Source organism: Ornithinibacillus massiliensis (assembly GCF_018310345.1).
In the GTDB taxonomy this organism is placed as follows: Bacteria; Bacillota; Bacilli; order Bacillales; family Amphibacillaceae; genus Ornithinibacillus; species Ornithinibacillus massiliensis.
Window position 1 is genome coordinate 693,397 of sequence record NZ_JAGXBY010000003.1, and the last position, 10,782, is coordinate 704,178.

Annotated in this window: 8 protein-coding genes, 14 tRNA genes and 1 rRNA gene; 5 read left to right on the plus strand and 18 right to left on the minus strand. The window is 37.9% G+C overall.

All coding sequences use genetic code 11. The annotated features are described in order from the left end of the window. Window positions 1–485 precede the first annotated feature (485 nt). Window positions 486–1,391 (minus strand): LysR family transcriptional regulator, encoded by a 906-nt coding sequence (locus tag KGF86_RS12030; protein WP_211742004.1) that lies wholly within the window; start codon window positions 1,389–1,391, stop codon window positions 486–488. 136 nt (window positions 1,392–1,527) lie between these two features. Between KGF86_RS12030 and KGF86_RS12035 the strand changes: the two genes are divergently transcribed. From KGF86_RS12035 to KGF86_RS12055, 5 genes are read left to right on the plus strand one after another with little or no spacing between them, the layout of a single operon-like run. Then, a complete protein-coding gene (locus KGF86_RS12035) occupies window positions 1,528–2,496 on the plus strand; it encodes an ABC transporter ATP-binding protein (RefSeq protein ID WP_211742005.1) in 969 nt (322 codons plus the stop codon). Window positions 2,497–2,498: 2 nt separating this feature from the next. After that, entirely contained in the window at window positions 2,499–3,518 is a 1,020-nt protein-coding gene (locus KGF86_RS12040; RefSeq protein WP_186870985.1) for an ABC transporter substrate-binding protein, read from the plus strand. Window positions 3,519–3,557: 39 nt separating this feature from the next. Further along, entirely contained in the window at window positions 3,558–5,210 is a 1,653-nt protein-coding gene (locus KGF86_RS12045; RefSeq protein WP_186870984.1) for an ABC transporter permease, read from the plus strand. Then, complete coding sequence (locus tag KGF86_RS12050) at window positions 5,210–6,301, plus strand: MBL fold metallo-hydrolase (protein WP_211742006.1); 1,092 nt, start codon at window positions 5,210–5,212, stop codon at window positions 6,299–6,301. Before KGF86_RS12045 ends, KGF86_RS12050 begins: the two co-directional genes overlap by 1 nt. Continuing rightward, entirely contained in the window at window positions 6,298–7,095 is a 798-nt protein-coding gene (locus KGF86_RS12055; protein ID WP_211742007.1) for a CYTH domain-containing protein, read from the plus strand. Before KGF86_RS12050 ends, KGF86_RS12055 begins: the two co-directional genes overlap by 4 nt. Before the next feature lie 225 nt (window positions 7,096–7,320). Here KGF86_RS12055 and KGF86_RS12060 read toward each other — a convergent pair. The 17 genes from KGF86_RS12060 to rrf form a co-directional block, all read right to left on the minus strand. Continuing rightward, window positions 7,321–7,402 (minus strand) — tRNA-Leu (locus tag KGF86_RS12060). A gap of 93 nt (window positions 7,403–7,495) precedes the next feature. Continuing rightward, window positions 7,496–7,975 carry a hypothetical protein gene (locus KGF86_RS12065; protein WP_211742008.1) on the minus strand — a complete coding sequence of 160 codons (480 nt, stop codon included), beginning with the start codon at window positions 7,973–7,975 and terminating at the stop codon, window positions 7,496–7,498. Window positions 7,976–7,984: 9 nt separating this feature from the next. Further along, the gene (locus KGF86_RS12070; protein ID WP_211742009.1) at window positions 7,985–8,992 is read right to left on the minus strand and encodes a DUF3231 family protein; all 1,008 of its coding nucleotides are present in this window, start codon (window positions 8,990–8,992) and stop codon (window positions 7,985–7,987) included. A 230-nt stretch (window positions 8,993–9,222) separates the two neighbouring features. Further along, window positions 9,223–9,296: transfer RNA gene (locus KGF86_RS12075), tRNA-Cys, on the minus strand. 8 nt (window positions 9,297–9,304) lie between these two features. Further along, window positions 9,305–9,379: transfer RNA gene (locus tag KGF86_RS12080), tRNA-Gly, on the minus strand. Window positions 9,380–9,381: 2 nt separating this feature from the next. Further along, a tRNA-Gln gene (locus KGF86_RS12085) sits at window positions 9,382–9,456 on the minus strand. Between the two features lie 7 nt (window positions 9,457–9,463). Then, window positions 9,464–9,536, minus strand: a tRNA-His gene (locus KGF86_RS12090). Between the two features lie 11 nt (window positions 9,537–9,547). Then, window positions 9,548–9,621 (minus strand) — tRNA-Trp (locus tag KGF86_RS12095). A 31-nt stretch (window positions 9,622–9,652) separates the two neighbouring features. Continuing rightward, a tRNA-Tyr gene (locus tag KGF86_RS12100) sits at window positions 9,653–9,736 on the minus strand. Between the two features lie 21 nt (window positions 9,737–9,757). After that, a tRNA-Phe gene (locus tag KGF86_RS12105) sits at window positions 9,758–9,833 on the minus strand. A 28-nt stretch (window positions 9,834–9,861) separates the two neighbouring features. After that, a tRNA-Asp gene (locus KGF86_RS12110) sits at window positions 9,862–9,938 on the minus strand. A 45-nt stretch (window positions 9,939–9,983) separates the two neighbouring features. Continuing rightward, window positions 9,984–10,060 (minus strand) — tRNA-Met (locus KGF86_RS12115). Between the two features lie 37 nt (window positions 10,061–10,097). Beyond that, a tRNA-Val gene (locus tag KGF86_RS12120) sits at window positions 10,098–10,173 on the minus strand. 4 nt (window positions 10,174–10,177) lie between these two features. Further along, window positions 10,178–10,252, minus strand: a tRNA-Glu gene (locus tag KGF86_RS12125). A 17-nt stretch (window positions 10,253–10,269) separates the two neighbouring features. Beyond that, window positions 10,270–10,361, minus strand: a tRNA-Ser gene (locus tag KGF86_RS12130). Window position 10,362: 1 nt separating this feature from the next. Further along, window positions 10,363–10,437: transfer RNA gene (locus KGF86_RS12135), tRNA-Asn, on the minus strand. 8 nt (window positions 10,438–10,445) lie between these two features. After that, window positions 10,446–10,561: ribosomal RNA gene (gene rrf, locus KGF86_RS12140) — 5S ribosomal RNA — on the minus strand. Between the last annotated feature and the right edge of the window lie 221 nt (window positions 10,562–10,782).

The following is a 10,782-nucleotide window of genomic DNA, read 5'->3' on the forward strand; positions in this document are numbered from 1 at the left end:
AAAATATGAATGTACATACATTAAACTAATGAATTAACAGCTATTTTTGTTAAAAAATATATGAAACTATTATAGTTTAACATAAAATATAGGATTTTACATGTAAAGCGTGGAATTGCTAGCTGGAACCTTTCTATCATAATTTATCCAAGTTCTTCCATAGCAGGGTGTATTTTGGTCTTCTCTTACAAATATCATATATGTATATTGACAATACCAAACTGCCTTTGACTGGCCCATTGCCTAGAAGTCCTAACGGATGCTAGCCCCCTCGAATAACAGGGGATACTCAAAAACATTAAATAAATGACTTTCATGAAAAATCCTAATATTAAAATTTATTTCCGTCTAGTCTCCAATCAGCTCTACAATTAAAATTACTAAATGGCTTGTTTTGTATTTCGATAAATTACCAAATAATAAAGCAAATCTAAAATAGAGCTAGTTGTTTGCGACCACATATAGTTTATTACATGTTTTGCTATTTAGCCGATTCGATTCACATTTTGAGCTAACTCTTTCTTTAAAGCTCTCACAAGCTCTTGAAAATATTGAAATGGCCCACTTATCCATAAATTACGGTGATAAACAAAATGAATTTGTCTTTCCAAATCTTGATTTTGAAATTCTATATAGGATAAATGTGCTTCCTTTTCTATTAATCGTTTAGAAATAAGTGCGACAGCCTTTCCATATGACAACATCTTAATAATCGTTGAAACAGAATCTAGTTGAATCATTTCCATCCTTAACTTCTTTTCTTGTAGCCATGACTGGGAAAAGCGACCTGTTGAACTAGATAGCCTGTGAACTAGTAGTGTCTGATTGTATAAATCATTTTCTTCTAAACTTATTTTCCCGTTAAATGAATGATCCTTACTAAAGGCTAGCACAATCTTATCACTAGTAATAGGTTCATATAAAAGATTTTGTTCCTTATTACCTGTTTCCATAATTAAGCCACAATCTAGTTCTTGTAATAATAGTCTTCTTTCAATATCTGGAGCTGTTTTTACATCTAAGGAAACCTTGACCTTTGGATAGCGTTCAGCTAGTTGATGGATTAATTCCGGCATAAACAACTGTGCTGGTACACCACTTGCGCCGAGCTTTAGAGAACCTTTTTCTCCATTTTTATAATCTGCTACACTTTTTTCTAATGCTTGATTTGTCTGGCTTAATTGCTTTGCATAGTGATAAAGCATCTCCCCTGCGTCTGTCAGTCGATAGCCACCTGCGTTAGTACGAAAAAGCTTAATCCCATAATCATCCTCTAACGATTTAATATGAAATGATACGGTTGGTGTCGATAAACCAAGTGATTTAGCGGTATCTGTCATTTTTCTCGTTTCTACTAATGAAATAAACACATTTAATTTTTGTATATTCACTTTATCACCCTAAAGTTTTTTAGATTTTTTCTAACGTTATGATGATTTTATCAGATTTATTTTAATTTAGTGTTAACAGTTAGTTAATAGTAGCTAAACATTTCTCTACTACACTGATTAGTGAGGAGAGGATTTGATGAAAATTCATTTAAAAGGGGTCGAGAAAAAATATGGTAATGTCCAAGCAGTAAAACCGATTGACCTAACAATAGAAGATACGTTTGTAACGATTCTAGGTCAATCAGGCTGTGGTAAAACAACCTTGTTAAAAATGTTAGCAGGACTTACAGAACCAACAGCTGGTGAAATTTATTTCGATGACACGCCGATTTTTTCTAAGTCGCAAAAAGTAAATGTAAAGCCAAATAAGCGACAAATTGCGATGGTGTTTCAAGATTTTGGACTTTGGCCACACATGACTGTTTTTGACAATGTTGCTTTTGGTCTTAGAGGAAAAATATCAAAATCTCAACGTACAGAAATCGTTCACGATGCATTAAAGAAAGTAAAGCTTGAGGCAAAAGCAAAAATGAAGCCCGGTGAACTATCTGGTGGGCAACAGCAACGTGTCGCCTTAGCTCGAGCAATTGCTGTTAACCCAAAGCTTATCTTGTTTGATGAAGCACTTAGTGCACTTGATGCGATTCTTCGTGAGCAAATGCGTGAAGAGATTTTGACTATTGTACAATCAATTGATTCAAAAGCCATCTTTGTTACACACGATCAGACAGAAGCAATGGCAATGTCTGACAGCATGATTGTTATGGACAGTGGGGAAGTTGTTCAAACAGGTACACCTGAAGCGATCTATCATTCTCCGGCCAATCCTTTTGTAGCTAATTTCATTGGAAAAACTAACTGGGTTGAGGATAAGAAAAAAATGATTCGTCCTGAACATGTACATCTATACCCACAACCAAACACCACATTAAGATCAGGAATTGTGAAAAAAAACATGTATGAAGGTGACCGTTATCTCATTTTCGTTGAAACAAACGGTCATTTGTGGAGGTTCTATGATCATCATCCACATGAACAAGGTGAAAAGATCAAGCTTTATATCGAGGAAAATACCATTCATTCATTAAGAAAACAGGAGGCATAACAATGAAAAAATTAAAATTAGCGCTAGTGGCAGGAATTTTTACAACGGCAATACTATTAGGTGCTTGCGGAGCTAACGATGATGAATCTACAGGCGCAGAAAAAAGCAATCCATCTACAGATAACAACACCATTACCGTATACTCTGCAGGACCAGGTGGGCTAGCAGAAAATATTCAAGAAGCATTTGAAGAAGAAACAGGAATTAAAGTAGAAATGTTCCAAAGTACAACAGGAAAAATTTTATCTCGTCTAGAGGCGGAAGCAAATAATCCTGTGGCAGATGTTGTTGTATTAGCTTCTGTACCATCTATGGAAGGTTTAAAATCAGAGGGTAAATTACAAGCATATGAAGCAGAGAACGGTGACAGCATCAATCCTGATTGGAGTGATCCAGAACACTATTATTATGGTTATAGCGCTGCTGCTCTTGGTGTTGCTTATAACACAAACCAAGTAGATTCTATCGATGCCGATTGGAGTGATTTCAGTAAACCAGAATGGCAAGGTCGTGTAACAATGCCTGACCCAACTTCTTCTGGTTCTGCTGTTGACTTTCTTTATGGTTTAACAAATGCCAATGATGATGGTTGGGATACGATTCAAAGCTGGATGGACAATGACTTACTTATCGCTGGAGCAAATAAAGAATCATTGAATGCTGTTATAACAGGTGATAAAGATGTCGTTGTATCTGCTGTCGATTATATGACATACAAAGCGAAAAATGATGGTGAACCAGTTGATATTTACTATCCTAAAAGTGGTACAGTTATCAGCCCACGTGCTGCCGGTATACTAACAGATGCACAAAATGTTGAAGGTGCAAAAGCATTTATGGATTTCTTATTATCTGATAAAGCACAAGAAATGGTAGCAAATGCTTACATTCTACCTGGTAATAATGCGATTAAATTAAATGACCGTCCTGCATTAAATGAGATTCCAACACTACCTGTTGATTGGGAAAATGCGGAAGAAAAACAAGTAGAAACATTAAATAAGTTCTCATCAATGAATTAAAACTTCTAGACAATGATGTAACACACTGGAGGAATACGTATGATTGTACGTAGACATGCCCCTTTTACGGCTTTGTTTATTATACTTAGTATATTAGCTGTAGCACCACTTCTTGCGGTGCTCGGCTATACTTTTTTTAAAGATGGCACTCTCTCATTTGATTCATTGCTATCTGTCTTACAAAACAATAGTATTGTCAAAACGATGCAAAATTCATTATTGCTTGGTCTTTACGTCATTGCACTAACGACCTGTATCGCACTACCTTTAGCCATTATTAGAACAAAAACATTTTTAGCTAAATACGACTGGTTAGATATTGTTTTCACTATTCCATTTATGACACCACCCTATATTGGTTCAATGGGCTGGATTTTGTTTATGCAACATAATGGTTATTATGAACAGATTTTCCAATCAGAGGCACCGTTTACCTTTTTCAGTGTAGCTGGAATGGTATTTATCATGAGTATGCATCTATACCCATTTCTCTATTTAATGTTAAAAAACGCTTTACTCCGAATTGATGGCTCTTTTCAGGATGCGACATTAATTTATGGTGGCAATCCCATTATGAACTGGATTCGTGCCATCTTGCCACTACTAATCTCAAGTTATGTGATGGCTGCTTTACTTGTTTTCATTAAGACGTTGGCAGAGTTCGGAACCCCTGCCACTTTCGGTAAGAGGATTGGCTATGATGTCTTTACAACAGAAATTCATGGTTATCTGTCTCATTGGCCGATTAATATTTCTGCCGCTACAAGTCTATCACTTATTTTACTAAGTGTTTGTATGCTTATTTGGTATATTCAAAATGTGATTAGCCGTAAACATTCTTATGGTACACTTTCAGGCAAATCAACAATCGCTAACCAAGTTAAGGATTCACTCATCATCCGAATCGTTTCTTCAGGATATGTGTTAATCATTCTAGGATTATCAATTGGTATACCCTATTTTTCAATTATCGCTACTTCTTTATTAAAGGTTCGTGGGGAAGCCCTAAGCATGAGTAACGTAACATTTAGTCACTATACAGATCTTTTTACAGTTGGTTCATCTAGTTTTCAAGCATTGATGAACAGTATTAATTTTGCCTTTGTCGCTTCTACTATTGCGGCTTGCATCGGATTCTGTGCAGCATTATATATTAAAGATGGCAAAAGGAAACCACAACAGTTTCTCGATTTTACTAGCTTGTTATCAAATATCATTCCTGGAATTGTCTTCGTCGTAGGACTTATTCTGTTTTGGAATGCAGCATGGCTTCCTACAACCATCTATAATACAAATTGGATGCCAATCTTAACATATATTGTGTTGTTTTTACCTTATTCTGTTCAATATACGAAATCTGCTCTTTCCCAACTTCATCCATCGATTCACCAATCAAATGCAGTGTTTGCTCAAAATAATTGGATGATTCTTTTGAAAGTGTGGCTACCATTATTAGGACAAGGTATTTTAGCCGGTTGGATGATGACCTTTATTATATCAATGCGTGAACTAGTTGGTTCCTTACTTATTCTCCCTCCATCAGTTGAAACTAGTGCCACCTTTATTTTTAGCCAATTTGAACAAGGTGATGTATCAAAAGGAATGGCAATGGCTGTCATCACGGTACTGATAACCATACTTTGTATCTTTTTGATTGAACTCTTACAACGAAAGGCATTGCGCACTAGCTAATGATTGATGTATTGGCCCTTGGAGGGGTAGGAGAATATGGGCGAAATTGCTTTTTACTAGAAGACAAACTAACCAACACACGCATTATGCTTGATTGTGGTGTACGAAACGGAAATCCAGAGGTATATCCGCCTATTACGGAGGAGATTGCACAATCCATTCAAGCAGTATTTATTTCACACGTTCATAATGACCACATCGGGGCACTGCCTATGCTGGCAGCAAAAGGCTTTACAGGGGACATATGGATGACAGAAGCAAGTTTAAAACAAATGCCAGCTATTATGGCGAATTGGCAAAATAAGTCAGGGTTTGAATCGATTGATCTGTTAAAGTTTCGTTCCTTTGACAAAAAAACAAGAGGAAAGCGAATCCATATAACAAAGGATCTCGCGATTACGTGGGGCTACAGCGGACATATGCTCGGAAGCATCTGGTACATCATGTATCTAAGAGAGCATGCAATCTTTTATTCTGGTGATATTGCGCTTGCTTCGCCATTATTAGTGACAGACACACCAAATAGGCACCATTATGATGTTGCACTCATCGATAGTGGAAACGGCGCACAAACAATGCCCTACCGGAAAAGTATTACTAATATTTTGGCAGAAATGAAAAATCCAAAAGAGAAATATCTCATTCCTATTACGATATCTGGCAAAGCCTGTGACTTGCTATTTTTATTATTTCAAGCACTTCCTGACAGACAATTTATGATTGATCGCATACTATATCAACATTTATATGACTACTTGGAAAACATCGATAACATACAAACAGAAAGAATCTCTGAACTAGAGGCATTGCTGCAGAGCGAACGTCTTGAAATATGTTCAGGAACAGGAAAACCTGGTATTTACTTATTAAGAAGCAAACCAAATGGCTTTCATGAAATCAACACATCTTTATATAAAAGTGAGCAGTCTCCTTTTTACAAATCACATCCCGATAAGAAAGATGTGCAAACATTAATCAGAACTATTGATGCTAAGAGATTTATTTTTTTCCATAGCAAGCAAAAGGATTTAGAAACAATATTACATGTAATACATCCAAAAAATGATGTAACTGGAGGGCTTGTACGATGAAGAAAATTATTATTTTGTTTAGCTTTTTATTAACTGTGATGATAGGTGTAGCTGCTACACCAGCATATGCTGCAAGTGATATTGAACCTGGCTTCGAAGTGAAATTCAATCTTGATTTGGACTCTTTTCCAAGCATTAATGAGATGCTCGATATTTTCGATGCGGAACATGATGAAGATGTAAAGGTCTATTATTTTGATACTCCTGATCAGACATTTCGTAAGCTAGGCTATATCCATCGTCTTCGTGTCTATGCCAGTGATAAGAAAACAAATATTACCTATAAGAAAGTATTTCCAGGAGTAGCTGTACCTGATGCAATTGAGGAAGCAAGTGAAAAAGGATTCCACGGTGATATGTCCAATTACAAATTTGAAAATGATCGTAAGGAAGGTGTAGATACCTTTTCGATCAGTCGTAAGAAAAAATTCAAAAAAGATGACATATTACGCTTTGATCTAATCGATCCAGCGTACGCTATTAACTTGTTCCAAGAGGAAGCACCGAAAAAATATCGAAAATGGGATGATGAAGATTGGTATCGTGAAACGTTAGCTAACACGATACCGTATGGTCCAGCTTTAGCACATACTTATGAAGGCCATTTTCTTGGTTTTGATGCAGATGTAGAAATATGGTCTTATAAAGGTGAAACCATTGCGGAAATTTCAACGAAAACTGATGATTCAGCTAAGGCTGACCAAATTGAAGCAGTTTGGTTTAACAAATTGAGCGAGGAAGGTTGGCTAAGTGAAAACCAAACATCTAAAACTGGATTTGTGATGGATCGCTAGAGTAGCGAGAGAGCTTGTTTATTTTAGGAAGTACCTTATAGAGTAGACAGTTTAACATAAGTCTACCTATAGGGTACTTTTTTGTATGATGGAGAAAGTATTATAGAGTCACTTTTTTCAGCCGAAGCCGAGTACATTTAGAAATAAAACACCCATGAACATTGATATAGTAATGCTCTTGGGTGTTTAAGGTCTTTTCGATTTTGTTTTACAAATTGTTATAGATACCGGTGGTCGGGGTCGAACCGACACTCCCGAAGGAACACGATTTTGAGTCGTGCGCGTCTGCCAATTCCGCCACACCGGCATATTAATAATTGACGAATGTCTTGACTGACAAATATTAATATAGCACGGAATGGCAATAGAAGTCAACCAAAAATTGTTTAACCACATTACATTAGCTTGCTTTCTCTTTCCTATTTACCCGTTTCAATATAATGAATCGAATAACCTTTCCTATAAGAAATCCAAGAATTAGAAAGATAATAGGCAACCAAATCACGCCGAAATATACTCCATTTATATTAAATGTCGGGGAATAGACTACCCCAATAGTTCCTATATAAGCTGAAAAAACAAATGGAATAAATGCGTATGGTTCATTTCCACCCCCCGCATCTCGATAAGCATCCCAGATGGCAAACAAATAGATACATGGATAAAACATCAGCCACTGAAAATTGGTAGCAGAAATAGCTTCATGAATCTCTCCATGAAAACTTGGAAGTATGGCATAATTCAAACCGGATTGAACGTTAACGAGGAATTCTAATATAATTAGAACTGTCCCTTTAAAAAGCTTTCCATTTAAGTAATGTCCAAACCCAGGTAACGCAATACTCCAAAACAAAACCTCCATTTTTTTATCCCTTGCCATTTAAACACACTACCCATCTGCTAATTGTTGTCGATCCGACGCCATAGGTGGTTCCTCCAACCAGCCATTATTTATCATAATATTTGCCCCATCCTCACAATACGCCGTTATCTCTGTACTTAATCGGGTATATTGGTGCCCTAAATCACGTCGATGACTCGCAGCTAAACTAAACCCGTAAAATCCTAATACAGCTGCATTTAATGTTGTTGTATGATACATAATTAATTTGTCAGAGAAAACAAAGGTGGTACAATCTGTAACTTCTGTTTCCAATGTCATTGGAACAGGAAGATCATTTTCACGCATAACAGAACCTAACACTTCAGCATGTTTTGCTGTTATTTCCTTCCCTCTTTCCATATACTGCCTTACTTCCTTAGAATTAGCGACTTGCGCAAAACCAATTAACGTTGCAATCTCCAATGCATTACGGAGAATATTTGAAAATAAGTTCGAGATTTCCATCCCATTTAGTGGTCTTCTTTCACCAAACCACCCAGTCAAAAAGCGTTGTTTCTTTATGTAACCCGCTTTTTTGGGCGGTGATAAATATGGTGGACGTACATTAAGCCCCTTTGATAGCATTAGTTTTAATGCCTTTTTATGAAGCATGTTTGCCTCAGTAAAATTATGAGAAAAATAATCATAAATATCCTCTCTTGCAGAGCATGCAATAGCCACCGAATAGTTGTTCATACCAATCTGGGACATATCTCGAATATAGGTAAGTATGTAACTATCCGAATATAGTCTAGGGGCATTAACATCTACATCCTCATTAATATTAAAGCCAATCGGTACTGGATAATTTTCTCCCTCAAAAAAACTATTTAGCTTTGGAATGTGTGATTCAGCTAGATCAAGTGCATACTTGACAAGTTCTTTCACCTCGTTATCTTCAACAATATTAAAAAAATATCTAAATACACAAATTGCCATACTATCATCCATATAATTAGTCCAAAGTTGTGTAATCTCCGTTGAAGTTAAACGTGCATTGTGGTTTGTTTCCATTATCCTCCTACCTCCAAAATTATTTGAGTCCGCTATTAGTTTTCCCTAACTGTAAATATTATACAGGGATTACAATACTATAATTTTCCTTTTCGAGAACATTAATTGAATTTAATAACAATAAAAAAAACTCTTTTGTTTTAACTGCAATATAGATTGCAACTAAAACAAAAGAGTTTAATGTATTTGTAGACCATCTAATGCCTACTATTTATATGGAATAGTAAAATTGGAGGCGGTAACCGGATTTGAACCGGTGATAAAGGTTTTGCAGACCTCTGCCTTACCACTTGGCTATACCGCCATAAATTCTGGAGCGGAAGACGGGATTCGAACCCGCGACCCCCACCTTGGCAAGGTGGTGTTCTACCACTGAACTACTTCCGCAGTGGCTGGGCTACTAGGATTCGAACCTAGGAATCACGGGACCAAAACCCGTTGCCTTACCGCTTGGCTATAGCCCAATAAAAGGGCGACCGGTGGGAATCGAACCCACGAGTGCCGGAGCCACAATCCGGTGCGTTAACCACTTCGCCACGGCCGCCATAATAAAAATGGCAGGGGTAGTAGGAATCGAACCCACATCAAAGGTTTTGGAGACCTTCGTTTTACCATTAAACTATACCCCTACTATCAAAAATATTACTATTTTTTTATAAATGGTGGAGGGGGGCAGATTCGAACTGCCGAACCCGAAGGAGCGGATTTACAGTCCGCCGCGTTTAGCCACTTCGCTACCCCTCCGACATAAGAAAAAGACATAAATGGTGGCTCGGGACGGAATCGAACCGCCGACACACGGATTTTCAGTCCGTTGCTCTACCGACTGAGCTACCGAGCCAATATGTTTTAAAATACAAGATTTATAGTGGCGGTCCGGACGGGACTCGAACCCGCGACCTCCTGCGTGACAGGCAGGCATTCTAACCAACTGAACTACCGGACCACTATAATTAAATTTTGTTGTATTTTACAGTACAATAAAATAATTTGGTTGCGGGGGCAGGATTTGAACCTACGACCTTCGGGTTATGAGCCCGACGAGCTACCAGACTGCTCCACCCCGCGGTAATATATAGTATTCAATATTTATTTACTTAACTAATGGTGGAGGATGCAGGGCTCGAACCTGCGACCCCCTGCTTGTAAGGCAGGTGCTCTCCCAGCTGAGCTAATCCTCCATTATGGTGACCCGTACGGGATTCGAACCCGTGTTACCGCCGTGAAAGGGCGGTGTCTTAACCGCTTGACCAACGGGCCATTTAATATAATTCAAATGGCGGAGAGCGAGGGATTTGAACCCTCGAGACCACTTTCGCAGCCTACACGATTTCCAATCGTGCTCCTTCGACCACTCGGACAGCTCTCCATGGCTCCACAGGTAGGATTCGAACCTACGACCGATCGGTTAACAGCCGATTGCTCTACCACTGAGCTACTGTGGAATGGAATTGCCTGGCAGCGTCCTACTCTCGCAGGGGCAATGCCCCAACTACCATCGGCGCTGAGAAGCTTAACTTCTGTGTTCGGTATGGGAACAGGTGTGACCTTCTCGCCATCACTACCAGACATAAATGGTATTACCAAGTGACCTATTTTTTTCGTGACAAACTCTATTATAATCGTTTTCCGAAAAAAATCAAGAGTTATTTTGTTTTGGATTATTATACCCTGAAAACTAAATAAGAGTAAACAAACGATATCAAATAAGTTAGTTAAGTCCTCGATCTATTAGTATCCGTCAGCTCCACGTGTCACCACGCTTCCACCTCGGACCTATCAACCTCATA